The following is a 26,839-nucleotide window of genomic DNA, read 5'->3' on the forward strand; positions in this document are numbered from 1 at the left end:
TGGTCATCTAGTGCGCTCTACTAGCGCGCTCTAGTGCGGTGAACTATGCTGGCTGTCACAGCGGGCTGTCAAGAGCCTGGAAGAATCCCGCCGGAACGCCGACGAGAGGAGGGACGCCGTGCCCGAGCAGCCGCCCGGCGAGGAAACGGCGGGCAAGCCGCGCCGTCCGACGATGGTCGACGTCGCCGCCAAAGCCGGCGTTTCCCGCGCGCTCGTGTCCCTGGTGTTCCGCAATCAGCCCGGCGCCAGCGAGGCCACTCGCCAGCGGGTGCTCGCCGCCGCGGACGAACTGGGCTACCGCCCGGACAACGCCGCCCGCCTGCTGGCCCGCGGCCGCAGCCGCACGCTCGGCGTGGTGCTGACCGTGCACCAGCCGTTCGACGCCGATCTCGTCGAAGGCATCTATCCGGAGGCCGAACGGCTCGGCTACGACGTCCTGCTGTCCGCGACCGCGCCCGGCCGCGACGAAAGCAAGGCGGTGGAAGCACTCCTGAGCCATCGTTGCGAATCGGTCATTCTGCTGGGCTCGCAGTCGGAGCAGGCGTATCTCGCCGAACTCGGCCGGCGCACGGTCGCCGTCTCGGTGGGCCGCCGCGTCCCGGGAGCACATCTGGACAGCGTGCACACCGCGGACACGGTCGGCGTCCGCCAGGCCGTCGACCACCTGGCGGAACTGGGCCACCGAGAGATCGTGCACGTCGACGGCGGAAAGGGCCCCGGAGCCCCCGACCGCCGCCGCGCCTACCGCGGCGCGATGCGCCGGCACAAGCTTCCCGCGCGCGTCCTCCCCGGCGCGTACTCCGAAGAAGCCGGAATGGCGGCGGCCCGGCAGCTGCTGAGCGAAGACCGGCTGCCGACGGCGGTGCTGGCCGGCAACGACCGATGCGCGGTGGGCCTCATGCACGCCTTCGCCACCGCAGGACTGGACGTGCCGAAGGACATCTCCGTCGTCGGCTACGACGACAACCACCTGTCGCACCTGTCCTACATCGACCTCACGACGGTCCGCCAGGACGCGAACCGGATCGCGGAACAGGCGGTGCGGCAGGCAGTGGCCCGGCTGGAGGACGAAACCCTCGAACCGAGGGAGACGGTGCTGGACCCGAAGCTCGTGGTCCGCGGGACGACGGGTCCGCCAGCCGTCCACTGACTTCGAACCCGGTCGTCAGCGGCTTCGGCGCGGCCTGCCGGAAGGCGACTGTGCAGCAACGTCGCCAACTCCGGCTCCCCCGGCTGGCTGCAGAGAGCCTATTTCCCTTGCTGCTGCTTGGTATACGCGGCCAGCAGGTCTTCCAGCCCGCGCACCATGAACCGGTAGTAGTCGCGCATGTCGGTCAGGCGCGCCCGCTGCGCGGTGTCGAAGGACGCGCCGCGCTCGTGGCCGCGTTCGGCCAGCTTCAGCAACTCGGCGGTCTGGCCGAGCTGGTGCTGCAGGCAGCCGATCCACGCGTCGTCGCGCCAGCGGTAGACGAACTGGCGGCTGCCCGGTTCCTTGAACCGTTCGACGGTGCCGTTGACGATCAGGAGGCGCGTGGTCTCCGAGACCGAGCCCTTGCTGGCGTCGAGTCCCTCCTGCAACTGCGCCAGGGTGAGCGGCTTTTCGCTCAGCATCAGCAGGGCCGCGGCACGGCCCGCCATCGGCGGCCATCCCATCGCGCGCCCGATGTGGACGCCGAAGTCCTCGACGAGCTCGTCCTCCTCGGCGGGCACGGCCACCTCCGTTCATTTTCAAGTGAACATTCAGTCTTGACTGAACTCACAGGGTGGCGCACAGTTTAGTCCTTCGAGCGACTCCGGAGGACTCAATGGGTGCAGACGGCTGGGATCTGATCGTGGTCGGCGCGGGATCGGCGGGAGCCGCGCTCGCGGTCCGCTCCGCTGAGCAGGGCAAACGGGTGCTGCTGCTGGAAGCGGGCGCGGATTGCCGATCGGCGCGGACACCCGAGGAATGGCGCTCGCCCAACCCGGCCGTCGCCCTGATGCACCCCACGGCCGCCGCCGGCATGGTGTGGGAGGGCCTCGACGCCACCCGTACCGAGAAGCAGCCCGCGGCGCCCTACTGGCGCGGCCGGGGCACCGGCGGCAGCTCGGCGATCAACGGGCAGATCGCCATCCGCCCGCCGATGGCCGACTTCACCGACTGGGCTCTGCCCGGCTGGTCGCCGCAGGACGTGATGCCCTACTTCGCCCGCCTCGAAGACGACGAGGAGTTCGGCGACGAGCCTTACCACGGGCGAGGCGGGCCGACGCCGATCCACCGCACGCCGCAGGACCGCTGGGGCGGCGTCGACGCGGCGCTCGCCCGGTCGGCACTCGCCGCCGGCCACCCGTGGGCCGCGGACGTCAACGCGCCCGGGGCGACCGGCGTCTCGCCCTACCCGATCAACTCCCGCGCCGGGCGCCGCGTGTCGGTCAACGACGGTTACCTCGAACCCGCCCGCGGCCAGGCGAACCTCGCGATCCGCGGCGACGCCCTCGTGGACCGGGTGCTGTTCCACTCCGGCCGGGCCGTGGGCGTCCGAGTGATCGCCAGCGGCACCGCCGTCGACGAGTACGCGGACACTGTCGTGCTCAGCGCCGGCGCGATCCACTCCCCCGCGATCCTGCTCCGGTCCGGGATCGGCCCGGCCCGGTGCCTGGCCTCGCTCGGCATCGAGGTCCGCCAGGACCTCCCGGTCGGACAAGGACTGCAGGACCACCCGATGGCGCTGATCTCGCTGCCGCTGACCGAAGCGGCGGCCGTCAAGTCCCCGCACGACCGCCACACCAACGTCTGCGTCCGCTGGACCAGCGAAACCGGCGAGTTCTCCGACGACCTGATGTTCGTCTCCCTGAACCAGAACGTGCTCGCAATGGCCGCCGCCGACCCGGGTGTCCACAGTGGAGCTTTCGGCGTCTGGCTCAACCAGAACCACTCCCGCGGCGAACTGACCCTGACGTCGGCGGATCCGACGGCCCAGCCGCAGGTCGCCGAGCGGATGCTCTCCGACGAACGCGACCTGGCGCGGCTGCGCGAAGGCGTGCGGAAGCTGGCCGAACTAGCCCGCGGCTCCGAAACCGCGCCCGCGTTGGCGTCCACTGTGGAGGGCGCGAACCCCGAGCTGTTCCGGGTCCTCGACAACGACGCCGAACTGGACGACCACCTCCTCGCGACCGTGGTCGACGCGCAGCACGGAACCAGCACCTGCCGGATGGGCGAGGTCGTCGACCCGGCGTGCCGGGTGCTCGGCGTGGACGGCCTGCGGGTCGTCGACGCGTCGGTCTTCCCGTCCGTCCCCCGCGCCAACACCAACCTCGCCACGATCATGCTCGGCGAGGCCATGGCCGACCGGCTCGACTGAGGAGAACCATGCAGACCCTGCGCAACCTGGTCGGCGGCCGATGGCGGGACTCCGCGAGCGAGGCCGTGCTCGACCTGGCCGACCCCGCGACCGAAGCGGTGATCGCCCGTTTCCCCGCCGGCTCGGCCGCCGACGTCGAGCTCGCCGTCGAGGCAGCGGCGCGAGCACAACCGGCGTGGGCCGCGCTGCCGGTGGCCGACCGCGTCGCCCGGATCCACCGCTGGGCCGACGTCGTCGCCGAACACGCCGCCGAACTCGCCGAGCTCGAACGCCGAGAGATGGGCAAGCCGGTCGCGATCGGACAGTCGTTCATCGACGCCGCGGTGGCCGGGCTCAAACATTCGGCGTCCGAGGCGTTGTCCTACGACTTCGACACCACAGTGGACAGTCCCGGCGGGGGCCGCACGCGGATCGTGCGAAACCCGTTGGGCCCCACGGCGGTCATCACGCCGTGGAACTTCCCGGTACCGATGGTGCTCGGCGCGCTCGGCCCCCTTCTCGCCGCGGGCAACACCGTGGTCGTCAAGCCGTCCGAGCGGTCGCCCATGTCCACCGTGCGCCTGTTCGAACTGCTGACCGACCTGCCGGACGGCGTGCTGAACCTCGTCCTCGGCGACGCGCGGGCCGGGAAGCCGCTGGCCGAGCACGACCAGATCCAGCTCGTGCACTTCACCGGCTCTGTCGAAGCGGGCCGGGACATCGGGGCAGCGACCGGACGGCTGCTGCACCGGTCGGTCCTCGAACTCGGCGGCAAAGACCCCGTCGTGGTCGACGCCGGAGTCGATCCGACGGCCACCGCCGCCGCGGTGGCGTTCGGCGCCTTTGTCAACACCGGCCAGATCTGCACCTCGATGGAGCGGATCTACGTGCACCGCGATCTCGCCGCCGCGTTCGTCGACGCATTGGTGGACGCCGCGCGGGCCTACCCGGTGCGGGACGTGCTGGGCCCGCTCGCCGACGAACGGCAGCGCGACATCGTCCGCCGCCACGTCGACGACGCCGTCGCCCGCGGCGCGAAGGTCCGCATCGGCGGAGTCGTGCCGGAAGGCCCGGGCTACTTCTACCCGGCGACCGTGCTGACCGGCGTGGACGAGTCGATGCTCGTCATGACGGAGGAGACGTTCGGACCGATCGCCCCGGTCGTGACGGTGGACTCGTTCGAGGAAGGGATCGAACGGGCCTCGCGGTCGCGATTCGGCCTGGCGGCCACCGTCTACACCCACGACCCCGCGCACATCGAGGCGGCCGCGCGCATCCCGGCCGGTGTCGTCTGGATCAACCAATGGCAGGGCGGCGGCCCGGAGCGGCTGTACGAACCGGCGGGCGACAGCGGCATGGGAGCCACCGGCGCCCGCGCCGCCTACGACGCCGCCACGCGCCCGGCGTCGATCCACCTCACCGCATGACGCAGCACCGGATTGTCCTTGGACTGCCGGGAAAATCAGTCGCGAGAGACGGGAATTCCGCGGCACCGGCCGCGATCCGGCCGGTGCCGCGGGTCGTCAGGCCGCTGCCGCGGCGGGCGGCGCGGCCGGGCGGCGGACCAGCGAGCCCAGCGCGGCGGCCCCCGGACCGGTGAAGACGAGCAGCAGGAACGCCCAGCAGAACAACGCGGAGGACTCGCCGTGGTTCTGCAGCGGCAGAAGCCCGTCGGGCTGGTGGACGACGAAGTAGGCGTAGGCCATGGAACCGGAGGCGAGGAACGCCGCGCTGCGGGTGAACATGCCTGCCGCGACGAGCAGCCCGCAGACCAGCTGGATCACCGCCGCGTACCAGGACGGCCAGGCTCCGGCCGCGACGGTTCCGCCGTTCGTGCCGACCGCGCCGCCGAAAACCCCGAAGAGCGAGGCGGCGCCGTGCGCGGCGAAAAGCAGGCCGATGACGAGGCGGAACAGGCCGATGGCGAAGGGAGCGGCCTTGTCGACGGTCGAACTGGGCTGGGGCATGGGTGCTACTCCTCGGGAAAGTTAGGCAAGGCTCGCCTACCGTAAGGAGAGGCCGCGGAACCGTCCAGAGGCTGTGATGCGGGTCAAACCGGGACACACCCGGCACTGGATCTTGGCCGGACGGTTCGCGACGCCGTTCCGGATGCGCTGGCCTGCACGAACTCCGCACCGCGGGAGTCCCGAACGGAGCGCGGAATTTTCCGGACATCAGCCCCTGAATCACCCCCGCCCGGGCAAGCCGACGGTTAAAACTCGGGACACCTCTGTTAGGGAAGGCTCAGCTGAGGTTACGGTCCTGGCGCTCCGCCCCCTTCGCAGAACCGGGAACTCCCATGTCTTCCGCTCAGATCGCCCTCCTCGGCGGCATCGCCGGGCTCACCATCTTCCTCGGCCTGCCGCTCGGCCGGCTCCGGACGCCGTTGCCCCGGATGAAAGCGCTGCTCAACGCCATCGCGACCGGAATCCTGATCTTCCTGCTCTGGGACGTGCTGGCGCACGCGTGGGAGCCGATCGACTCGGCGCTGTCGCACGACCGCGCCGGTTCGGCCGCGGGGAACGGCGCGGTGCTCGCGGTCGCGCTGGGCATCGGCCTGCTCGGCCTCGCCTATGTCGACGAATCCGCCGCGCGGCGCGAAAAAGCGGCGCGCTCGTTCGGTCCCGGAACCGCAGCGGCCGGCGAACTGAACGGGGCGGCCGCGCGCGGGCCGGCGGGGCGGCTGGCGCTCACCATCGCGATCGGCATCGGGCTGCACAACTTCGCCGAAGGACTGGCGATCGGCAACTCCGCCGCGGGCGGCGAACTCAGCCTCGCGGTGCTGCTGGTGATCGGTTTCGGGCTGCACAACGCGACCGAGGGCTTCGGCATCGTCGCGCCGCTCACCGGCCAGCGGCCCTCCTGGGGCTATCTGGCCCTGCTCGGCCTGATCGGCGGCGGGCCCACGTTCCTCGGCACCCTGGTCGGCCAGAGCTTCGTCAACGACACCCTCTCCATCGCGTTCCTCGGGCTCGCGGCGGGCTCCATCCTGTACGTCGTGGTCGAATTGCTCGCGGTGGCACGGAAATCCGCGCTCAAGGTGATCACCACGTGGGGCCTGTTCCTCGGCCTGGTCCTCGGCTTCGCCACCGACGCGATCGTCACCGCCGCCGGAGCCTGACCGGCCCGCGCGAAGCCAGCCGCCAGCGGGCGAGACGTTCGGTCCGGTCCGAGCCCCGCACAGTTTTCCCGGAACCGCACCCGGAGGATCACCCGGTTCCGGAGTTGTCGGGCGGCAAAGTCGGGCGCGGATTGGCCTGCGCGCCCGGCACGTGGAGTGCGGCGAGGTTGTCCGCGGCGGGGTGCGCACGGCCTGCCGGGCCTTGCGCGTAGGCGTTCAGCAGGCGGCTGGTGATGGCCTCGATCGCCGCGTTCGCCGTGCGGTCCGCGTGGTCCTGGGGGCAGCCGGGGTCCAGTGCGCAGATCCAGTATTGCGTGCCGGCCGAGAACACCGCCGCACCGCTGGAAGTGGTGTAGTAGCTGGTGTCGGCGAAATCGGGGTGTCCCCCGCAGGTCACCGGCGAGTGGAAGAGCACCTGGATCGGCCGCGGGGTCGGGACGGACAGGTCGACCCGTTCGTATTCGTTGCCCACCAGGCCGGGAAACGTCTGTCCGTTGTGGACGATCCCGGCCAGCAGCCAGCTGGTGTCGTCGGCGGCGACGAGCGCGGCCTGGACCGGGTTGCAGTGGTAGTAATTGCCCAGCAGCACGCTTTCCGGACGCGGGAACGGCGGCGAACGCCATTCCGGCGTGGCCTCCCGCGGATCGCTCACGTGGTACGGGTCCTCGGCGAAGGATTTGTAGTCGATCTCGAGCCGGTCGGGACCGAGCCCGGTCGGGGCGAACCGGATGTGCCGGTAGATTTCGTTGCCGCCGAGGAAAGCCAGGTTCACGCCTTGGTCGCGGGCCGCGGTGACGTGCTGGCGCATCGCGGCGGACCAGTACTCGTCGTGGCCGAGGGTGACGACCGCGCGGGCGCCGTCGAGCAGATGCGGGTCGGCGTGCAGGTCGACGTCGGTGGCGTAGCCCAAGGGCAGGCCGCTCGCTTCGGCGAAACGCAGGAACGGCAGTTCGAAGTAGAGGAAATCTCCCGCGCCTTGCATGTCCGCGGCCTGGTACGGCCGGTCGAACGAGACCGCGCGGGAACGTTGCGCCTTTCGCCCGCTCGGCGAGTCGTAGAGGCTGTAGCCGCCCCACTGGTTGTACGCCTGCCACGTCGTGACCGCGTTCACCACCACGATTTTTCCCGCGTTCGAACGGCTGCGGACGGTGAGCGGCACGAATTGCTGCGCCCCGTTGTCACCGTCCAATCGCAGCAAGTAGTCCCCCGGCTGCCACCCGTCGGTCCGCACCTCGAGAGACGGCCGCCAAGGCGCCACGACCGTGCTGGTGGGCGCCTGGACGACCGGCCGGGCCTGCACGGATCCCGCCTCGCGCGGCGAAGTCCAGATCCGCAGGGCCGGCGAGCCGCGGTAGCCGCCCATGCGGAACGCCGTCGCCGTGTAGTGCGCCGCCGTGGTGCTGACGAACAAGTGCACGACAGTGCCCGGCAGCACGCTGGTGTGATCGGCGAAGCCTTCGATGGCGTGCTCGCGCCCCGGATGCGTGATCTCCCATCCCGGCGTGCCGTCCTGCGAGGCGAACCCCGGCGCGTTCCCCGGAGCGGGACCGGGAGCGGGCGACGGCGCCACCCGGTCCGGCGGGGCACTGCAGCCGGCAATCAGCAGCACCGAGGCCACGACGACCCAGAACGACGACTCTCTCCGCACGCGCACACCGGCAAGTGTCGGCCTCCTCACGCCGTTTCGCACTTCCGACACGCACAGCGGTCGCCGCGGCACGCAATGGTCACTCTTTTCCCTGCCGTGCGCGGACAATTCAGGGAAACTTCAGCTCGGATTCCGGGGGCCGCCGGAAAACCGTTCCCGGCCTTCGGGTTCTCAGTCTCCTCACAGCGAACGGTTCATAGCCTGCCCCGGCAATTGACCCCGGAGCGTCCGAACCAGGAGAAGGCTGTCATGACCCCGCATGCGGTGAAGCACGCCGCGGGAAGCGGTCCAGTCCGTTCGCCGGCAGTGCCGTGCCCGGCCGCCGGGGCCTGATCGCCTTGACGGGCCTCGGCGCGCTCGCCGGCGGCGCCGCCCGGTCTTCCGCGCGGTTCCGGACCCGAGACGGACGCACGTTCCACCGGCCGCGGAGAAATGTCCGAACTGACCGGCGAAATCGCCGGAAAGGCGAGGATATGCGCGCGCGGTCGGCACATGCGGCAGTACCGGAATTCGATTCGGGACTGCCGCGGGCCAGGACAGAAAATGTGCCGGAATGCGCCTCGGCGGACAACTCGCCTGCGGTGCGCATCGAAGACGGCACCGCGGTGCGGATCGAAGATCCGGCCCCAGGCGCAATGCCGCGCCCGTCCGCGAATTCCCCTATCGCAGAACGGATAGCCAGTTGAGCGAGGATTTGTCGATTTCCGTCGAGGACACCGCGCGCCTCGGCACGGTGCCGCTCCGGGCGAGGCAGCCGGTGCGGCTGCACGAATTCTTCGAACGCGCCTGTGACGAAACCCCGGACTCCGTCGCACTGGCATGCGGCCCGGACCGGCTCACCTACCGCCAGCTCGACGAGCGCGCCAACCGCATGGCCCACGTCCTGCTGCGCCGGGGAGTCCGGCCGGGCCAGCGAGTGGGCATCCTGGTGCCGCGCTCGGTGCCGATGTACCTGACGCTGCTCGCGGTGCTGAAAACCGGCGCGACGTTCGTCCCGATCGATCCGGCCGCGCCCGCCGACCGGGTCCGCTACGTCGCCGAAGACGCGGCACTGGACCTGCTCGTCGTCAGCGCCGGGCTGGAGGCCGCCACCGCCGGCGTCCGCTGCCCGATGCTGCGCCCCGAGCAACTGGCCGCCGAAATGGGCCACGCGAGCCCGGCCCGGCCGCGCCTGCCGCCGCCCGGGGCCGAACCGTGCTACGTCATCTACACGTCCGGCTCCACCGGGCGGCCCAAGGGCGTCGCGGTCGGCCACGCGAGCATCTGCAACTTCATCGAGGTAGTCGCGGGCATCTACGGCGTCCGGCGCACCGACCGGGTCTACCAGGGCATGACCATCGCCTTCGACTTTTCGGTCGAGGAGGTCTGGCCCACCTGGGCGGCGGGGGCGACGCTCGTCGCCGGGCCGACCGGGGCCGACCGCATCGGCTCCGGCCTGGCTCGCTTCCTGCGGGACCAGCGCGTCACCATCCTGTACTGCGTGCCGACGGTGCTCGCGACCATCGACTGCGATCTTCCCGGCATCCGCACCCTTCTGGTCGGCGGCGAAGCGTGCCCGGCCGAACTGGTCCAGCGCTGGAGCCGGCCCGGTCGGCGGATGCTCAACACCTACGGCCCGACCGAAGCCACCGTGACCGCGACCTGGTGCCAGCTGTTGCCCGGGCGGCCGGTGACGATCGGCCGCGCCCTGCCGACCTACCGGATCGTCCTGCTGAACGAACGGCTGGAGCCGGTCGCGGACGGAGCCGTCGGCGAGATCTGCATCGGCGGGCCCGGCGTCGCGCTCGGCTATCTGAACCGGCCGGAACTGACCGCCGAGCGTTTCCTCGACGACCCGCGGATCACCGGCGGCGGACGGCTCTACCGCACCGGGGACCTCGGCCGGGTGCTCCCCGGCGGCGAGATCGAATACCTCGGGCGGGCCGACAGCGAGGTCAAGATCCGCGGCCACCGGATCGACCTGCAGGAAATCGAGAGCATCCTGCTGGAAGACCCGCAGGTAGCCGGCGCGGCCGTCGCGCCGCACCCGGACGCCCCCACCGAAGACCTGGTGGCGTACCTGACGTTCACCCGCGGCGCGCGCGACCGCCAGGCCGTCATCGGGCGGCTGCACGGAGTCCTGCGGCAGCGGCTGACCGCGGCGATGATCCCCGGTTACGTGGAAACGCTCGACGAACTCCCGATGATGCCCAGCGGCAAGGTCGACCGCGGCCGGCTCCCCCGCCCGTCCGGCGCCCGGTTCCGCTCCGGCGCCACCGCCGCGGTGGCCCCGGCGACCCCGGCGGAACGCGCCCTCGTCGCGGTCTGGGCCGAATTGTTCGGCACGCCCGCGGCCGAGGTGTCGGTGACCGCCGATTTCTTCGATCTCGGCGGGCATTCGCTGCTGGCCGCCCGTGCCGTCTCGATCCTGCGGGAACGCGGCGTGGCGCCCGAGGTGTCCGTCGCCGACGTCTACGCCCACCCCACCATCCGTGCCCTGGCCGCCACTCTGGCGGAACGGGCGCCCGCGCACCGGCTCCCCAGCAAGTCCCGGCCGCGGAGCACCAGCACGGGACGCTTGTTCGGCTGGGGCACGGCGCAGCTCGGTGCGATCTCGGTGTTCCTCCTCCTTCTCGGCGCGCCGGTCGCGGTGATTCTCGGCCAGTCCGCCGGAGTGCTCTCTTTGGGCTCGGTATGGGCATTGGTCGCGGTCGCGCCGGTGGCGTACGTCGTCGCGCGGTTCCTGCTCCCCGTCGTCGGAGTACGCCTCCTGTCCCGCCGGGTGGCGCCCGGCGAGTATCCATTGTGGAGCGCCGCGTACTTCCGGGTGTGGCTCACCCAAGGCCTGCTCGCACTCGCCCCGCTGGGCACGATGAGCGGATCGCCGTTGCTGCCGTGGTACTTGCGCCTGCTCGGGGCCCGGGTGGGGCGCCGCTGCCAGCTCGCGAGCGCGAACCTGTCCCTGCCGTCGCTGCTGACCATCGGCGACGACGTCAGCGTCGGGTACGGCGCACGCGTGCAAGCCTTTCACGTCAAGCACAACCGGGTGCACATCGCGCCGGTCGCGCTGGGCGCGCAGTCCTTCGTCGGCGCGAACGCGGTCGTCGAACCCGGCGCGGAGCTCGGCGCCGGGGCGGGGCTCGCGGAAATGTCGGCGGCGGCCGCCGGACAGCGGATCCCGGCCGGGCAGTACTGGTCCGGTTCCCCGTCGCGGCAGTGCGCGCACGTCGACCCGCTCATCGCCGCGCTGCGCGCACGGCCGAGCCGCGACCACTCTCGTCCGATGCGGGCCGGCTATCTCGCGGCGTGGCTGTTCGTCGAATTGCTGCCGCTGATCTTCCTCGCCCCGTCCATCGCGCTCGGCAGCTGGATGTACCTGACCTACGGCGCCGCCGGCGGCTGGCTCGCGTGCCTCGCCGCCGGGCCGGTTTCCGTTGCCACCACCTGCCTGGTGGTGTTCCTCGGCAAGCGGCTGGTCCTGCCGGTCACCCCGCGCGGCATCCACCCGGTGGCCTCGCCGTTCGGCTTGCGCAAGTGGATCGCGGACAAACTCCTGCAGGCGAGCCTGGCCGCGACGAACTCGCTCTACTCGACGCTGTACACCCCGGGCTGGCTGCGGAGCCTCGGCGCCCGCATCGGGCCGCGGTCCGAGGTCTCCACCGCGTCCCACCTCGACCCGGGCCTGCTGACCCTCGGCGCGGAAAGCTTCGTCGCCGACATGGCCGCGGTCGGCGGCGCCACCTACTGCCACGGACAGGTCGCGCTCGGCCCCACCACCGTCGGACGTCGTTCCTTCATCGGCAACGCCGCGTTCCTCCGGTCCGGCACCACCGTCGGCGACGGCTGCCTGATCGGCGTGCACACCAGCGCGCCGAACGACGGCATCCCGAACGGCACCTCCTGGCTCGGCACCCCGCCGATCCGCCTGCCCCGCCGCCAGGACAGCGGCGAATACTCCGACGAACTCACCTTCCGCCCGAGCAGGCTTCGCGTGTTCGAGCGGTTCGTGATCGAGTTCTTCCGCATCGTCGTGCCCGGCAGCATGCTGGCCGCCGGCGGCTATCTCGTCCTGCTCCTGCAGCTGTGGACGGCCCAGAACGCCGGTCCGCTCGCGACCGTCCTGGCGACTCCGCTGTCCGCGCTGCTCGGCGGGCTCGCGGTGGTGCTCGCGGTGGCCGCGGTCAAGTGGGTCGTCGTCGGGCGTTACCGGCCGCGCGTCGAACCCCTGTGGAGCCGGTTCGTGCGGCGCACCGAATTCGTCACCGCGCTGTACGAGACCGCCGCCGTGCCCGCGCTGCTCGGCGCGCTGAGCGGAACCCCGCTGCTGGGACCGGCACTGCGCCTCTTCGGGGCCAAAATCGGGAAACGCTGCTGGATTTCGACCACGTTCCTGACCGAATTCGACCTCGTCCGGCTCGGCGACGACACCTGCGTCGGCGCCGCCACCTCGCTGCAGACGCATCTCTTCGAGGACCGGGTGATGAAAATGTCCGCCATCGACGTGCGGGCCGGCGCGAGCATCGGCGCGCGCTCGGTCGTCCTTTACGACAGCGCCGTCGGCGACGGCGCCACCGTCGAGGCCATGTCGCTGGTCATGAAAGGCGAGCACCTCCCCGCGGAGACGGCTTGGCAGGGAATCCCGGCGCGCGGAATCCAGCGGCAGCCCCGGCTCGTGTCCGACCCGCGGCAGGAGGCGAGGCAGGTCCGTGCCCGCTGATCCCGCGCCGCCGCGAAACGCCCGAACGCACCCGGGGAAAATGTCTCATTCCTCCGCATCGAATCCCTTTTCCCGCACCAGCGCGACACCCAGAATTGGCGAGCCGTGCGCCATGCCGGTTGCGCTCCGGACATCTGGCGTTCATGTGCGGCAGTGAGGGTTTCGCGCCGTAGACATCGGTTGACAGGTACGGCAAAACAGCTGGTAGTGCCCGGTCGGACGCGAGGAGTAAGCACCGTGGAAATGTCCAAGATCACCCGGGTGGCGGGCGGTGTCGCGGCGACGGCGGCGCTGACCGTCGCGGCGGCGATGGCCCCCGGGACGGCCGATTCCGCGACGCCGTCAGGCACCGCGACGCCGATCAAGCACGTGGTCGTGATCTACCAGGAGAATGTGTCGTTCGACCATTACTTCGGCACTTATCCCCACGCGGCGAACACCGACGGGCAGCGTTTCCAGGCGAATCCGAAAACGCCCAAGGTCAACGGGTTGACGCCGCAGCTGCTGACCCGCAACCCGAATTCGTCCAACCCGCGCCGGCTCGGCCCGGCGCAGGCGCTGACCTGCGACCAGGACCACGAGTACAAGGACGAGCAGGCCGCGTACGACAACTACAAGATGGACAAGTTCATCGAAACCGTCGGCAACGGCGACCCGGGCTGCGAGAAGCGCCAGGTGATGGACTACTACGACGGCAACACCGTCACCGCGATGTGGAACTACGCGCAGCACTTCGCGATGAGCGACAACTCCTACGGCACCACGTTCGGCCCGTCCACGCCGGGCGCGGTCAACCTGGTCTCGGGCCAGACGCACGGCGTGACGGCGCAGCGGATGCCGGGCGGCAAGCCCTTCCCCGAGGGCGAGACCATCGCGAACACGATCGTCGGCGACCCGCAGCCGCTCGGCGACGACTGCAGTTCGCGCGACCAGGTCCGCCTCTCCGGCCGCAACGTCGGCGATCTGCTGAACGAGAAGAACGTCACCTGGGGCTGGTTCGAAGGCGGCTTCAAGCCGGCGCAGCGCAAGGCCGACGGCACCGCGGTGTGCACGGTCACGCAGCCGGACGGCTCGATGCTGGGCGGCCACCCGGTCGGCGCGGCGCTGGGCAACACCGGCCAGAAGGGCTGGAAGGGCGACTACATCCCGCACCACGAGCCGTTCCAGTACTACCCGTCCACCGCGAACCCGCACCACCTGCCGCCGAGCTCGCCCGCGATGATCGGCCGGACCGACCAGGCCAACCACCAGTACGACCTGACCGACTTCTGGGCGGGCGCGAACAGCGGCCACCTGCCCGCGGTGAGCTTCCTCAAGGCCGCCGGATACCAGGACGGCCACGCCGGCTACTCGGACCCGATCGACGAGCAGCAGTTCGTCGCCGACACGATCAACCGGCTGCAGAAGCTGCCCGAATGGCGCGACACCGCCGTCGTCCTCGCCTACGACGACTCCGACGGCTGGTACGACCACCAGGCCGGACCCCTGGTGAACCAGTCGCAGAGCGCGGAGGACACCCTCACCGGCGCCGGCCAGTGCGGGCACGACCCGGCCAAGGTCATGGGCGGCTACAAGGGCCGCTGCGGCTACGGGCCGCGGCTGCCGCTGCTGGTCATCTCCCCCTGGGCCAACCGCAACCACGTCGACCACGCGGTGACCGACCAGACGTCGGTGCTGAAGTTCGTCGAGGACAACTGGAGCCTCGGCCGGATCGGCGACTCGTCCTTCGACGCGCGAGCGGGCAGCCTCGACGGGCTGTTCAATTTCAAGGCCCCGTCGGCGGGCCGGCTGTTCCTCGACCCGAAGACCGGCCAGCGCGTCGACGACTGACCCGGCCACCGCATCCGAAGCCGGGAACGACAAAACCAGGAGGCACCCGATGACAGGCATGGACCGCCGACGTTTTCTCCAGCTGGCCGGCGGCACCGCCGCCTTCACCGCGATGTCCTCCAGCATCGCCAGGGCGGCCGCGATCCCGGCCGCGCGCCGCACTGGCACCCTCCGGGACATCGAGCACGTCGTCGTGCTGATGCAGGAGAACCGGTCGTTCGACCACTACTTCGGCACGCTGCGCGGCGTGCGCGGATTCGGCGATCCGCGCCCGGTGACCCAGCCCAGCGGCAAACCGGTCTGGTACCAGTCCGACGGGACCAAGGACGTGCTGCCGTTCCACCCGGACGCCAAGAACCTCGGGCTGCAGTTCCTGCAGGACCTCCCGCACGACTGGAACAGCGGCCACCTGGCGTGGGACAACGGCGCCTACGACAAGTGGGTCCCGGCCAAGTCGGCGACCACGATGGCCTATCTCGAGCGCGGCGACATCCCGTTCCACTACGCGCTGGCCGACGCGTTCACCCTCTGCGACGCCTACCACTGCTCGCTGATGGGCCCGACCGACCCGAACCGCTACTACATGTGGACCGGGTACACCGGCAACGACGGCGCCGGCGGCGGCCCGGTGATCACCAACGCCGAAGCCGGGTATTCGTGGCGCACCTACCCCGAGCGGCTGGAGGCGGCCGGCGTCTCGTGGAAGATCTACCAGGACATCGGAACCGGGCTGGACGCCGCTGGTTCGTGGGGGTGGGTCCAGGACGCCTACATCGGCAACTACGGCGACAACTCCCTGCTGTACTTCGACAACTACCGCACCGCGGCGCCCGGCAGCCCGCTGTACGAGAAGGCCCGCACGGGAACGAACGTCGCCAAGTCCGGCGGCTACTTCGACGCGCTCAAGGCCGACGTCGCCGCGAACCGGCTGCCGCAGGTGTCCTGGATCGTCGCGCCGGAGGCGTTCACCGAGCACCCGAACTGGCCGGTCAACTACGGGGCCTGGTACCTCTCGCAGGTGCTGGACGCGCTGACCGCGAACCCGGCGGTCTGGAGCAAGACCGCGCTGCTGATCACCTACGACGAGAACGACGGCTTCTTCGACCACGTGGTCCCGCCGTTCCCGGCCTCGACCCCGGCCCAGGGCGCGTCCACTGTGGACGTCAGCGCCGAGATGTACCGCGGCAAGGACGGCGTCCCCGGCCCGTACGGCCTCGGGCAGCGGGTCCCGATGATCGTGGTGTCGCCGTGGAGCACCGGCGGCTACGTCTGCTCGCAGACCTTCGACCACACGTCGATCCTGCAGTTCCTCGAAGCCCGCTTCGGCGTCCGCGAGCCGAACATCTCGCCGTGGCGCCGGGCGGTGTGCGGGGACCTCACCTCGGCATTCGACTTCGGCCGGGCCGACTCGGGCGTGCCCGCGCTGCCCAGCACCAGCGGTTACGTCCCGCCCGACCACAACCGCCACCCCGATTACGTGCCCACCCCGCCGGCGCACCCGTCGCTGCCCAAGCAGGAGCCGGGGCTCCGTCCGGCCCGCGCGCTGCCCTACCGGCTGACGGCCGACGGAGCCGTGCGCGACGGCAAGCTCACCGTCGAATTCGCCAGCCGCGGCCAAGCCGGCGCCGGGTTCCTCGTCACCTCGCCGCGCACCCCGGGCGGCCCGTGGTCCTACACGGTGGAAGCGGGCAAGACGCTCACCGGGACCTGGCCGGTGCTCGGCGCTTACGACTTCACCGTGCACGGCCCCAACGGATTCGTCCGGCAATTCGCGGGCGCCGCGGCGCCCGGCCCGGAGGTCAGCACCCGCGAAGCCGACGGCCGTCTCGTCCTCGCCTTGGTGAACAACGGTGCCGTCGCGGTCACGCTCACCGTCGCCGACCAGTACGGACACCAGCGGACCGCCACCTACCGGCTCGCCCCCGGCGGACGTGCGGACCACGTCGTGGACCCGTCGGCGAGCTACGGCTGGTACGACGTGGTGATCACCTCGGACCGCGACAAGGCGTTCCGCCGGACGCTGGCGGGCCACGTGGAAACCGGCAAGCCGAGCGCCAGCGACCCGGCGATCAACCAGCGCTGACGCGTTCGCCCGCGCGAGCCGGCCGGCACCGGCTCGCGCGGGCGTGGCTTGGTTCTGCCGAGCCTTCTCCGCAATCGCAGAGAGTCCGCGTCCCCCGAGTCCACTGTGGACCGGAGATCCCCGGCACCGGTTCGATGCCGGTGCCGGAGCCGCGGTCAGGCGACCGGCGCTCCGATGAGCTGGCCGATGCCGTAGGTGACGGCGACGGCGAGCGCGCCGAGGACCAGCTGGCGCAGTCCGGAGTGCAGCAGCGGACGTCCGGTGAGCTTGCCGACCGTCATCCCTCCGGCGAGCAGCGCGATCGCGGTGAGCACGAGCGAGGCGACCAGGGTGCTGGCGCCGAACAGGTACGGCAGCAGCGGGAGAAGCGCGCCGAGGGAGAACGCGACGAACGACGCGCCGCCGGCGAGCAGCGCGGAAGGCAGGTCCTGCGGGTCGACGCCGAGTTCTTCGCGGGTGTGCAGCCGCAGCGCCTGGTCCGGATCGCGGGCGATGGCCTCGGCCATCCGCCGCGCCGTGTCGGTGTCGGCGCCGTAGGAGACGAACCGGTCGACGAGTTCCTCGTGCTCCTGCTGCGGATAGCGCGCGTGCATCTCCGCCTCGAGCGCGACCTCCGCGTGCACCAGCTCGTTCTGGTTCGTCACCGACACGTACTCGCCGGCCCCCATGGAAAACGCGCCGGCGACGAGCCCGGCCAGCCCGGTGAGCACGATCGTGTGCGGAGCCACGCCACCGCCGCCGACGCCCGCGATCAAGGCGGCGTTGGTGACCAGTCCGTCGACCGCGCCGAACACGGTCGGGCGAAGCCACCCGCCCGAGACGTCGCGGTGCCGATGGGCGGCCCAGCCGGCGGCCAGACCGGCCCGGTTCTCGGGATCGGGATGCGGGGTCATGTCGTTGATTCTGGCCGGGGCGCCCGCGCCTCGCCTGTCGGAGCCGGGGCGGTCGCCTCACGGGGCGGGGCGCAGCGCCAGGGCCAAGCCGGGATTACCGGTGGCACAAGCGATTCAGGCCGACAGCGCCTCCGTCAGGTCCGGCCGGGGAGCATCCGCACGAGGTTTCCGTCCGTGCGGCGGCGAGCGGTCGCTGTCCGCCGCCGAGGCGTCGATTTTCGCCCCGCCGCCGCTCTCGGCAAGCCGTTCGGGGCCGAGAACGACCGCACGGCCGGGCACTCTGCCCGGCCGTGCGTCGTCGCTCAGCGCTGCTCCGAGTCGCGTACCGCGGGGTTCAGCCGCGGAGGGCGCTGCCCGCCTGCCAGTCGCTCCAGCTGATCGCCCAGTCGCCGTGGCCGTTGTCGATGGCCAGCTGCGGGCCGCCCGAGTTGGTCACCTCGACCACGTCGCCGACGTTGAAGTTGTCGAAGAACCACTTGGCGTTCTCGGTGTTCATGTTGAGGCAGCCGTTGGAGACGTTGTCGCTGCCCTGCACGCCGACCGTTTTCAGGTTCTCGTGCATGAACTCGCCGTCGTTGGAGATCCGGACGTCCCAGTTCTCCGGCGCCTTGTAGTAGCCGGGGTCGCCCTCGCACACGCCGTAGGTGCAGGAGTCCATGATCGTGTGGTCGACCTTGGCCAGCACCGTGTGGGTGCCGTTGAACGTCGGCGTCGGGCCGCGCGGCGGGGTGTCGGCGGTCTTGCCCATGCTGATCGGCGCGGTTTTCACCAGCTGCCCGTTGTGGTACGCGGTGATCTGGTGGGTTTTGCCGTCGGCCTTGGCGATCCAGGAGTCGTGCACCTTGTAGGTGGCCGAGACGTCCGGGCCGCCGTACAGGCCGCCCCCGATCGGCATGCCGAAGGTCGTGGTCTCGAGCTTCACCGTCGAGCCGGCCTTCCAGTAGTCCTTGGGCCGGAAGTGCACTTCGTGCTTGTTGACCCAGTACCAGCCGCCGTCCTGCTCAGGCGAGGACGTCACCTTGAAGGACTTCTCCACCGTGGCCTTGTCGGCGATGTCGTGATCGAACTTCAGGCCGATGACGAGCCCGACGCCGAAATCGCCGGACGCCGGCTGGAACAGCGAAGGAGTGGCGACCCCGGCGGGCTTGAGGGTGTGCACCTCCCCGCGCTGCTCGGTCGGCATGCCCGCCTGGTTCACCGCGGTGGCCACCACCTGGTAGGTGGCCCCGTACCGGAGGTGGTCCGAGCTGGTCCACGTCGTTTTGTCCGGCGAGAGATCGCCCGCCACGCTGTTGCCGGTCTGCGGGTTCACGACCTTGACCGCCTGCAGCGTGCCGCCCGACGCCTTGACGACGATCGGGTCCTTCGGACTCAGCTGGTCCGAGGGCGCGAACGCCACGGTCGCGGCCGGTACCGCGGGCGCTGTCGTCGTCCCGGCTGTTCCGGCCGCGCGCGCGGCCCCCTCGACGTCGGTCTGTCCACTACATGAAGCCAGCAGGAAGGCCACCAAGCCGAGGCCGGCAATGCGGATCGCTCTCACGTCCAGTCAGACGTCCCACCGAGCCGCACGTTGCATCACAATGACATTTCTCTCGCCCCGCGCCGGCGCTCTGTGTCTCGATGTCCGATAAGCGATCAGTTGCGCGATTTCCGCGTACGGACGAATCAACGGAAAAGCAGGCACGTCGCCAGAACTTCGCCGGTATTCTTGCCCCTCCCTCGCGCAGAAGGGGTTCGCTCGTGACCGCAGTCGCTGTGCCGAGATCGACCCTGCCCCGCTTCGCCGCCCGGCCGGTCGCGGCGGTCGCCGTCGTGCAGATCGCCGTGCTGACCGCGTTGTCCGGCCGCTACGGGTTCCACCGCGACGAGCTGTACTTCATCGCCGCGGGCAACCGTCCGGCCTGGGGCTACGTCGACCAGCCGCCGATCACCCCGCTGCTGGCCAGGGCCGCCACCACGCTGTTCGGCGACACTCCGAGCGGGCTGCGAGTGGTCGCGACGCTGTGCGGCGCGGCGACCACGGTTCTCGTCGCCCTCGTCGCACGGGAATTCGGCGGCGACCGCCGCGCACAGTTCGCCGCCGCCGCGGCGACGGCGTTGTCCGGATACGTGCTCGTGGTGTCGCACATGCTGTCCACCAACAGCGTGGACATGGTGATGTGGACGGCCATCGGGCTCCTCGGCCTCCGGCTGCTGCGCACCGGCGACCGGCGGTGGTGGCTCGCGATCGGCGCGGCCGCCGGCGTCGGGGCGGAGAACAAGTGGCTCGTGCTCGTGCTGCTCGCCGCGCTCGGAATCGCCCTGCTCGGCACCGGACCGCGTGCGGTGTTCGCCAGCGGCTGGACGATCGCCGGAGCCGCCGTCGCGGTGGTGCTCATGCTGCCGCAGCTGTTCTGGCAGATCAGGCACGGATTCCCGATGCTGACCGTCGCCGGCGGCATCAGCGCCGACGACGGCACGAAGAACCGCCTGCTCTTCGTGCCGATGCAACTGGTCTACCTCTCCCCCGTGCTCGTGCCCGTGTGGATCTCCGGCCTCGTCCGGCTCTGGCGCGCTCCGGAGCTGCGGTGGGCGCGCGCGTTCGCGCTGAGCTATCCGGTGGCATGCCTGATGCTGCTGCTCGTGGGCGGAAAGCCGTACTACGCGGTGCCGCTGCTGCTGATCCTGCTCGCCGCGGGCACCGATCCCGCGCTGCGCTGGCTGTCCCAGGGCGGGACACGCCGACGCGGCGGGGCCTGGATCCTCGCCGCGGCCGGGGCCGTGATCTCGGTCGTCATCGGGCTGCCGGTGCTCCCGGTCGCGGCACTTCGCGGTCCGGTCCTGGCGTTCAACAAGGACCAGGGCGAACAAGTCGGCTGGCCGGAACTCGCCTCGACCGTTGCCCGAGCCTGGCAGCGCATCCCACCAGACCAACGGGCGACCGCGGTGCTCCTCACCGGAAACTACGGCCAAGCCGGCGCCCTCGAACGCTTCGGCCCGGCCCTCGGCCTGCCCCGGCCGTACTCGAACCACATGTCCTACGCGGACTGGGGCCCGCCACCGGACACGATGACCGGCCCGGTCCTGTTCGTCGGCAAACTCCGCCCCGCGATCCTCGCCGCGTTCGGCGACTGCCAGCGAATCGCCGTCAACGACAACGGCGCCGGGCTGCCCAACGACGAACAGGGCACCGCGATTTCGCTGTGCTCTCCCAGTTCCGAGCCGTGGTCGCGGATCTGGCCCCGGCTCAGGACGTTCTACTGAGTCCACCGTCTCGACCGGAAAGGCCCGGTCGTATCCGAGGACGGTCACCCGGTAGATCCCGGAGCCAACCGGACGAAGTACCGCCGTTCGCAGTGCAGCCAATGGCCCGGCGCGCCGGACTCCGAAGCGGCGCATTGCCGCCGCTTTCGGTGCGCCGTCCGCCAACGAAGCCCTCGCGGCTCACTGGTCCACTTTGGACGCCCGCTCGCACGGCCTGACTATGCAGGCCCAGGCGCACAACCGGGGGCGAGCTGGACGACCTCGCCCCTGGCCGCCGGACCGCTCATGCCACTCCCTGGGGTTCCGCGTCGCGTGGCAGGCCGAGCATCCGCTCGCCGATCACGTTGAGCTGGACCTCCGTGGTCCCGCCGTAAATGGTGGTGGCGCGGCCGGCCAGCAGCTGTTCCATCGCCTTGTCGCTGGGCTCGCCGGGGACCGCGACCGCTCCGGCGGCGCCCAGCTGTTCGACGACGAACTCGGCGATCTGCTGCCCGAGCCCCATCGCGAGGAGCTTGCCGACGCTGGACGTGGTGCTGACGTCGGCGCCGGACAGCTGTTTGAGCACCACCCGCACGCTGATCAGATCGACGGCCTGGCTTTCCGCGACCAGTTCGCCGAGCCGGTGCCGGGCGACCGGGCCGAGTTGCCGTCCGCGGGCGAACTTCAGCAGGTCGGCGTCGGTCGCGTAGGCCTCCATTTTCTGGCTCAGCGCGACGCGTTCCCCGGCCAGCGTGGTCCGGGCGACCTTCCAGCCGTCGTCGACCGCGCCGACGACGTTTTCGTCCGGAATGAACACGTCCTCCAGGAAAACCTCGTTGAACAGCGCCGATCCGGTCATCTCCCGCAGCGGGCGGACCGTCACGCCGGGCGTGGCCATGTCGAGCACGAAGTAGGTGATGCCCTCGTGCTTGGGCTTCGCCGGGTCGGTGCGGGCGATCAGCATGGCCCATTCGGCGAACTGCGCCACGGTCGTCCAGATCTTCTGCCCGGTGACCTTCCAGCCGCCCTCGACCTTGACCGCCCGGGTCGTCAGCGAAGCCAGGTCGGAGCCCGCGCCCGGTTCGCTGAACAGCTGGCACCACACCACGTCGCCGCGGAGGGTCGGCACCACCAGCTCGGCCTTCTGCTTTTCGGTGCCGTGCCCGGCGATCGCGCCGACCGCCCAGGAGCCCATCAGCAACTGCGGCAGGTCGATGGCCGCCGCCTTCAGTTCCTGGCCGATGACGATCTGCTCCAGCGGCGAGGCGTCCCGGCCGAACGGGCGCGGCAGATGCGGCTGCACCCAGCCGTCGTCGCCGAGCCGGACGAGCAGCTCGTCCTCGTCGAGGCCGGCCAGCTCGGCCAGCTCCGCGGAGACGGCGCCGCGAATGGCGTCCGCTTCCGGGGGAAGTTCGATCTCCAGCGCGCGCGTCACGCCGTCGAGGGCGTACGCCGCAACGCGTTCGGTCCGCTGCTCTCGCGAGCCGAGCAGGCTCCGCAACGCGAGCGCGCGCCGGTAATAGAGGTGAGCGTCGTGTTCCCAGGTGAAGCCGATGCCGCCGTGCACTTGAATGCAGTCCTGCGCGGTCTGCACCGCCGCGTCCGGAACCACCACGGCGGCGACGGCCGCGGCGAAACCGGCGTTCTCGTCGCCGTTGTCGAGCGCGACGGCGGCGTCCCACAGCACCGCGCGAGCCTTTTCCAGCGCGATGCCCATCCACGCGCATTTGTGTTTGACACCTTGGAATTGCCCGATCGGCCGACCGAACTGCACCCGCATCTTCGCGTATTCCGACGCGGTGGCGACGCACCAGGAAAGCACTCCGACCGCTTCGGCACCGAGCACCACGGCGGCGATCGACCGCGCCCGCGTCAGGCTGAGTCGGGAGAGAACCCGCTCGCTGCTGACGTCGAGACCGGCGATCTCGACCCGCGCCGAACCGCGCACGATGTCGATCGAGTCCTGGCGCGTGACCGTAGCGTCGTCCGCGTCCACTGCGATCCACACCGGTTCACCGTTGCGCCACAACGGAAGAAGCAGCACATCGGCGTGCTCGGCACCGAGCACTGCCTGCCAGCTGCCGTGCACTGTCGCGACATCACCGGACCACGCGGCTTCGACGATCCCCGAGCTCTCCAGCGCGACAGCCGCGGTCGTGGTCCCGTCGATCAGCCGCGGCACCAGTTCGTCGGCGGCTTTCCCCGCGTCCGCAACAAGCAGCGCGGACGCCAGCACTGTCGGCACGAAGGGGCCGGGAGCCCCAGACCTGCCGAGAGCCTCGAGCGCCACCGCGAGCGTCAGCAGCCCGCCGCCCACTCCGCCCCGGTCCTCGGGAACGTGCAGGCCGAGCAGGTCCAGTTCGGTCAGCGCCGGCCAGAACGGCGGGAACTTTTCCTCGGCGCCGCGGTCGATGTCGCGGCGGATCAGCTCGGAAGTGACGGTGTCCTCGGCGAATCCGGCGACGGCGTCCGCGAGGGCGACGTGCTCGTCGCTCAGGCCGAGCCCGAGTGCGTAATGCTGTCGTGCCACGGGAAGTCCTCTCAGCCGATCCGGTCGGCGATGTCGGCGATGGTCCACGGGCCTTCGGACTCGACGGTGGCGACGTCGTGCCAGCCGGCGAGTTCGGAGATCCCGCCGCCCTGCACCGCGAACACCTTGCCGGTCACCGCGCAGTCCGCCGCGGCCAGCCGGGCCACCAGCGGCGAGATGTTGGCCGGATGGAAGGCGTCGAACTCGCCCTCGGGCACTTCCGCCGCGAACAGCGCGCCCATGCCCGGAGTGGCGAGGGTCAGCCGGGTCCGCGCGACCGGCGCGATCGCGTTGACCCGCACCCCGTACCGTTCGAGTTCGTCCGCGGCGACGAGCGTCAGCGCGGCGATGCCCGCTTTGGCCGCACCGTAGTTGGCCTGCCCGGCATTCGGCATGAAGGTGCCGGACGCGGACGCGGTGTTGATCACTGACGCTTGGCGGTCAGCGCCCGCTTTGCTTTGCGCCTTCCAGTAAGCCGCCGCGTGGTGCAGCGGCGCGGCATGGCCCTTGAGATGCACGGTGATGACGGCGTCCCACTGCTCCTCGGTCATGCTCGCGACGAACGCGTCGCGCAGGATGCCCGCGTTGTTGACGAGGATGTCCAGCCCGCCGAACGTCTGCACCGCCTGGTCGACCAGGGCTCGCGCACCGTCCCAGCTCGCGACGTTGTCGGTGTTGGCAACGGCTTTCCCGCCGTCCGCGGTGATTTCCTCGACCACTTGCTGCGCGGGCCCGGCGTCCGAGCCGCTGCCGTCGTTCGCTCCGCCGAGGTCGTTGACCACGACGCTGGCGCCCTCCCGGGCGAGGAGCAACGCGTGCTCCCGGCCGATGCCCCGGCCCGCGCCGGTGACGATCGCGACGCGGCCTGCCAAGCTGCCCATGAAATTTCCTTCCGCGTAGGGATTAGCGGGTGACGACGGCGAGCCCGTCGCGGATCACCAGGTCGGAACCCGCCGAGGTGGCGAAGCCGTAGCTGGTCTCCGCGGAGTCGGAGGACAGCTCCCAGAACCGGGTGGTGATGTCCTGCCCGGGAAGCACGGGCTTCGCGAACCGCACGGCGAGGCGCTTGAGGCGGCCGACGTCCCCGTCCGCGAACTCGCGGAGCGCGGCCCAGGAGGTGAACGCCATCGTGCACAAGCCGTGATTGATGATCCCGGGCAATCCGGACAGCCGCGCGATTTCCTCGTCGAGGTGGATCGGCATCGGATCGCCGGACGCGGGCGAATACCGGAACGTCTGGTCCTCGTCGACGTGCTGCGTCACCTCGGCGAGCGGCGGCTTCTCGGCGATCGCGTCGTCGAGCGTGTGCCGCGGAGCCTGTTCGCCCGCGGTGGCCCCCGCGTTGACGCCGCGGAAGAACGCCGCCAGCCACTGCTCGTTGACGAGTTCGCCTGCCGCGTCAACGGTTTCCGCGTAGACCGTCACCGTCGAACCGGTGCTCAGCGCGGCGTAACCGGTGGCGCGCGCCCGCGTGGTCAGCACGTCGCCGGGGCGGATCGGCCGGCGGAAGTGGAAGTCCTGCTCGCCGTGCACGAGTTTCATCAGCAACGACACCGGAGCGACCTCCAGCGCCGCCGGCGCGAGCGAGAAGAACGTCGGCACCACCGCGAAAACCGGCGGTGCGATCTCCCCGGCGCGATGTGCGGGAATCGGATCGTTGGTCGCCGCGGCGTACTCCGCGATGCGTTCGGCGGTGACCTCGAAAACCTGCTCTTCGGTCCACTCGCCGAGGCCGGAGTCGGTGAAGGACACCGGTTCCGTCATGTCCCGGCCTCCGCTCAGGCCGCGACGAGCTGCGCGAACTTCGCCAGCGAACCGTCCAGGTCGGCCTGGGTGTTCTTGGCGACCGCCTTGCCGATCGGGCCGACGATCATCGTGCCGGTGAACGACGCGTCGATCTGCGCGGTCGAGCCGCCTTCGGCGGGTGCCACCGACAGGGTGAACTCGACCTTGACCCCGGCCATCCCGGTGCCCGCGATGGTGACCGTGTGCGGGGCGTCGACGTGCGTGATGGTCCACTCGATTTTGTTCGCCATGCCCATCACGGACACGACCTCGGTGACCCGGGTGCCCTCGGTGACCTCGGTCGGCAGTTCGCTTTTCCAGTTCTGGTGGATGCTCAGCCAGTTCTCCCAGCCCGCGAGGTCGGACAGCGCGTCCCACGCCTTCTGCGGGTCGACGGGGAGGGCCTGGGTGACGGAAACGCTTGCCATGACAGTGCTCCTTGCTGAATCAGGTACGGATGAGTGCTGCGGATCAGTGCTCGGCCTTGCGGTACGCGGTCACCACGACCGCTCCGCCGAGACCGATGTTGTGCTGCAACGCGACGCCGTCCTTGCCCGCGGCCGCTTCGACCTGACGGGCGCCGGCAGTGCCGCGCAACTGCCAGGTGAGTTCGCTGCACTGGGCGAGACCAGTGGCGCCGAGCGGGTGGCCCTTCGAGATCAGGCCGCCGGAGGGATTGACGACCCAGCGGCCGCCGTAGGTCGTGTCGTCGTTGTCGATGAGCTTGCCCGCGTCGCCCTCGGCGCACAGGCCGAGTGCTTCGTAGGTGAGCAATTCGTTGGCGGAGAAGCAGTCGTGCAGTTCGATGACGTCGAGGTCCGCCGGGCCGAGGCCGGCCTGCTCGTAGACCTTCGCGGCCGCCTTGCGCGTCATGTCCGCGCCCACCAGCGAAATCGCCGACTTGTCGGCGAAGGTGCTGTTCATGTCGGTGACCATCGACTGGCCGACGATTTCCACCGCCTGCCCGGCGAGACCGTGCCGGTCGACGAAGTCCTCACTGGCGAGAACGACCGCGCCGGAACCGTCTGACGTCGGCGAACACTGCAGCTTGGTCAGCGGGCCGTACACGGGCTTCGAGGCCAGCACCTCTTCGAGCGTGTAGACGTCCTGGAATTGCGCGTACGGATTGTTCGCCGAATGCCGGTGGTTCTTCACGCCGACCTTGGCGAACTGCTCGTCCGTCGTGCCGTACCGCTCCTGGTGCTCCTTGCCCGCCGCGCCGAACATGTACGGCGCCGGCGGCATCGCGAACTCCTGCAACTCGGCCAGCGCGAGAAGGTGGCGCATCATCGGCTGCTCGCGGTCGTCGAAGGTCGAGCCGAGCGAACCCGGCTGCATCTTCTCGAACCCGAGCGCCAGCGTGCAGTCGGCGAGGCCGCCCCGGATCGCCTGCGCGGCCAGGTACAGCGCCGTCGACCCGGTCGAGCAGTTGTTGTTGACGTTGACGATCGGGATGCCGGTCAGGCCGAGTTCGTACACCGCCCGCTGCCCCGACGTCGACTCGCCGTAGACGTAGCCGACGAAGGCCTGCTCGACCTCTCCGTACTCGATCCCGGCGTCCTCGAGCGCCTTCGTCCCGGACTCCCGGGCCATGTCCGGGTAGTCCCACTCGCGGGCGCCGGGCTTCTCGAATTTCGTCATGCCGACGCCGACGACGAAGACCTTGCTGGCCTGGGTGCCCACGCAGCACCTCCGATCTCGCTTCGCGATC

The 26,839-nt window shown here is 70.6% G+C and carries 18 protein-coding genes; 8 read left to right on the forward strand and 10 right to left on the reverse strand.

The window, feature by feature from the left end; translation table 11 throughout:
* The first annotated feature begins 118 nt into the window (after positions 1 to 118).
* Positions 119 to 1,150, forward strand: a complete 1,032-nt coding sequence (locus ATK30_RS00165; RefSeq protein WP_341867331.1) for a LacI family DNA-binding transcriptional regulator — start codon at positions 119 to 121, stop codon at positions 1,148 to 1,150.
* Positions 1,151 to 1,248: 98 nt separating this feature from the next.
* On the opposite strand, the gene ATK30_RS00170 is transcribed toward ATK30_RS00165, so the two are convergent.
* On the reverse strand, positions 1,249 to 1,710 hold the full coding sequence (locus tag ATK30_RS00170) for a GbsR/MarR family transcriptional regulator (RefSeq protein WP_244194438.1): 462 nt from the start codon (positions 1,708 to 1,710) through the stop codon (positions 1,249 to 1,251).
* A 95-nt stretch (positions 1,711 to 1,805) separates the two neighbouring features.
* Here ATK30_RS00170 and ATK30_RS00175 point away from each other — a divergent pair, with 95 nt between their 5' ends.
* Entirely contained in the window at positions 1,806 to 3,341 is a 1,536-nt protein-coding gene (locus tag ATK30_RS00175) for a GMC family oxidoreductase (protein ID WP_101433699.1), read from the forward strand.
* Between the two features lie 8 nt (positions 3,342 to 3,349).
* Entirely contained in the window at positions 3,350 to 4,747 is a 1,398-nt protein-coding gene (locus tag ATK30_RS00180) for an aldehyde dehydrogenase family protein (protein WP_101433700.1), read from the forward strand.
* Between the two features lie 96 nt (positions 4,748 to 4,843).
* On the opposite strand, the gene ATK30_RS00185 is transcribed toward ATK30_RS00180, so the two are convergent.
* Positions 4,844 to 5,287, reverse strand: coding sequence for a DoxX family protein (locus tag ATK30_RS00185; protein ID WP_101433701.1), 444 nt, complete (start codon positions 5,285 to 5,287; stop codon positions 4,844 to 4,846).
* 332 nt (positions 5,288 to 5,619) lie between these two features.
* Here ATK30_RS00185 and ATK30_RS00190 point away from each other — a divergent pair, with 332 nt between their 5' ends.
* Positions 5,620 to 6,441, forward strand: coding sequence for a ZIP family metal transporter (locus ATK30_RS00190; RefSeq protein WP_101433702.1), 822 nt, complete (start codon positions 5,620 to 5,622; stop codon positions 6,439 to 6,441).
* 88 nt (positions 6,442 to 6,529) lie between these two features.
* Here ATK30_RS00190 and ATK30_RS00195 read toward each other — a convergent pair whose 3' ends face one another.
* Positions 6,530 to 8,095, reverse strand: a complete 1,566-nt coding sequence (locus ATK30_RS00195) for a N,N-dimethylformamidase beta subunit family domain-containing protein (protein ID WP_244194439.1) — start codon at positions 8,093 to 8,095, stop codon at positions 6,530 to 6,532.
* 676 nt (positions 8,096 to 8,771) lie between these two features.
* Between ATK30_RS00195 and ATK30_RS00200 the strand changes: the two genes are divergently transcribed.
* The 3 genes from ATK30_RS00200 (at position 8,772) to ATK30_RS00210 (ending at position 16,698) form a co-directional block, all read left to right on the forward strand.
* A complete protein-coding gene (locus tag ATK30_RS00200; RefSeq protein ID WP_101433703.1) occupies positions 8,772 to 12,785 on the forward strand; it encodes a Pls/PosA family non-ribosomal peptide synthetase in 4,014 nt (1,337 codons plus the stop codon).
* A gap of 243 nt (positions 12,786 to 13,028) precedes the next feature.
* Positions 13,029 to 14,615 carry a phospholipase C gene (locus tag ATK30_RS00205; RefSeq protein WP_101433946.1) on the forward strand — a complete coding sequence of 529 codons (1,587 nt, stop codon included), beginning with the start codon at positions 13,029 to 13,031 and terminating at the stop codon, positions 14,613 to 14,615.
* A gap of 49 nt (positions 14,616 to 14,664) precedes the next feature.
* Positions 14,665 to 16,698, forward strand: a complete 2,034-nt coding sequence (locus tag ATK30_RS00210; protein ID WP_101433704.1) for a phosphocholine-specific phospholipase C — start codon at positions 14,665 to 14,667, stop codon at positions 16,696 to 16,698.
* 155 nt (positions 16,699 to 16,853) lie between these two features.
* Here the strand turns inward: ATK30_RS00210 and ATK30_RS00215 are convergent, their stop codons facing one another.
* Together ATK30_RS00215 and ATK30_RS00220 are read right to left on the reverse strand one after the other, a co-directional pair.
* A complete protein-coding gene (locus ATK30_RS00215) occupies positions 16,854 to 17,591 on the reverse strand; it encodes a VIT1/CCC1 transporter family protein (RefSeq protein ID WP_101433705.1) in 738 nt (245 codons plus the stop codon).
* A 334-nt stretch (positions 17,592 to 17,925) separates the two neighbouring features.
* Positions 17,926 to 19,131 (reverse strand): L,D-transpeptidase, encoded by a 1,206-nt coding sequence (locus tag ATK30_RS00220; RefSeq protein WP_244194440.1) that lies wholly within the window; start codon positions 19,129 to 19,131, stop codon positions 17,926 to 17,928.
* Between the two features lie 200 nt (positions 19,132 to 19,331).
* Here ATK30_RS00220 and ATK30_RS00225 point away from each other — a divergent pair, with 200 nt between their 5' ends.
* Complete coding sequence (locus ATK30_RS00225; protein ID WP_244194441.1) at positions 19,332 to 20,834, forward strand: glycosyltransferase family 39 protein; 1,503 nt, start codon at positions 19,332 to 19,334, stop codon at positions 20,832 to 20,834.
* Positions 20,835 to 21,117: 283 nt separating this feature from the next.
* Here ATK30_RS00225 and ATK30_RS00230 read toward each other — a convergent pair whose 3' ends face one another.
* The 5 genes from ATK30_RS00230 to ATK30_RS00250 are packed head-to-tail and all read right to left on the reverse strand — an operon-like array spanning position 21,118 to position 26,811.
* Entirely contained in the window at positions 21,118 to 23,343 is a 2,226-nt protein-coding gene (locus ATK30_RS00230; protein WP_101433707.1) for an acyl-CoA dehydrogenase, read from the reverse strand.
* An 11-nt stretch (positions 23,344 to 23,354) separates the two neighbouring features.
* On the reverse strand, positions 23,355 to 24,224 hold the full coding sequence (locus ATK30_RS00235) for an SDR family oxidoreductase (RefSeq protein ID WP_101433708.1): 870 nt from the start codon (positions 24,222 to 24,224) through the stop codon (positions 23,355 to 23,357).
* A 22-nt stretch (positions 24,225 to 24,246) separates the two neighbouring features.
* Positions 24,247 to 25,107 carry a MaoC/PaaZ C-terminal domain-containing protein gene (locus ATK30_RS00240; RefSeq protein WP_101433709.1) on the reverse strand — a complete coding sequence of 287 codons (861 nt, stop codon included), beginning with the start codon at positions 25,105 to 25,107 and terminating at the stop codon, positions 24,247 to 24,249.
* A gap of 14 nt (positions 25,108 to 25,121) precedes the next feature.
* On the reverse strand, positions 25,122 to 25,556 hold the full coding sequence (locus ATK30_RS00245) for a type II toxin-antitoxin system Rv0910 family toxin (RefSeq protein ID WP_101433710.1): 435 nt from the start codon (positions 25,554 to 25,556) through the stop codon (positions 25,122 to 25,124).
* A gap of 43 nt (positions 25,557 to 25,599) precedes the next feature.
* Positions 25,600 to 26,811, reverse strand: a complete 1,212-nt coding sequence (locus tag ATK30_RS00250) for a lipid-transfer protein (RefSeq protein ID WP_244194442.1) — start codon at positions 26,809 to 26,811, stop codon at positions 25,600 to 25,602.
* Positions 26,812 to 26,839 lie beyond the last annotated feature (28 nt).

The organism is Amycolatopsis echigonensis, assembly GCF_002846615.1.
GTDB classification, from domain to species: Bacteria; Actinomycetota; Actinomycetes; order Mycobacteriales; family Pseudonocardiaceae; genus Amycolatopsis; species Amycolatopsis echigonensis.

Coding starts and splice junctions, on each gene's coding strand:
- ATK30_RS00175 (WP_101433699.1), top strand. CDS start 1,806: ATGGGTGCAGACGGCTGGGATCTGATCGTGGTCGGCGCGGGATCGGCG.
- ATK30_RS00180 (WP_101433700.1), top strand. CDS start 3,350: ATGCAGACCCTGCGCAACCTGGTCGGCGGCCGATGGCGGGACTCCGCG.
- ATK30_RS00185 (WP_101433701.1), bottom strand. CDS start 5,287: ATGCCCCAGCCCAGTTCGACCGTCGACAAGGCCGCTCCCTTCGCCATC.
- ATK30_RS00190 (WP_101433702.1), top strand. CDS start 5,620: ATGTCTTCCGCTCAGATCGCCCTCCTCGGCGGCATCGCCGGGCTCACC.
- ATK30_RS00205 (WP_101433946.1), top strand. CDS start 13,029: ATGTCCAAGATCACCCGGGTGGCGGGCGGTGTCGCGGCGACGGCGGCG.
- ATK30_RS00210 (WP_101433704.1), top strand. CDS start 14,665: ATGACAGGCATGGACCGCCGACGTTTTCTCCAGCTGGCCGGCGGCACC.
- ATK30_RS00215 (WP_101433705.1), bottom strand. CDS start 17,591: ATGACCCCGCATCCCGATCCCGAGAACCGGGCCGGTCTGGCCGCCGGC.
- ATK30_RS00235 (WP_101433708.1), bottom strand. CDS start 24,224: ATGGGCAGCTTGGCAGGCCGCGTCGCGATCGTCACCGGCGCGGGCCGG.
- ATK30_RS00240 (WP_101433709.1), bottom strand. CDS start 25,107: ATGACGGAACCGGTGTCCTTCACCGACTCCGGCCTCGGCGAGTGGACC.
- ATK30_RS00245 (WP_101433710.1), bottom strand. CDS start 25,556: ATGGCAAGCGTTTCCGTCACCCAGGCCCTCCCCGTCGACCCGCAGAAG.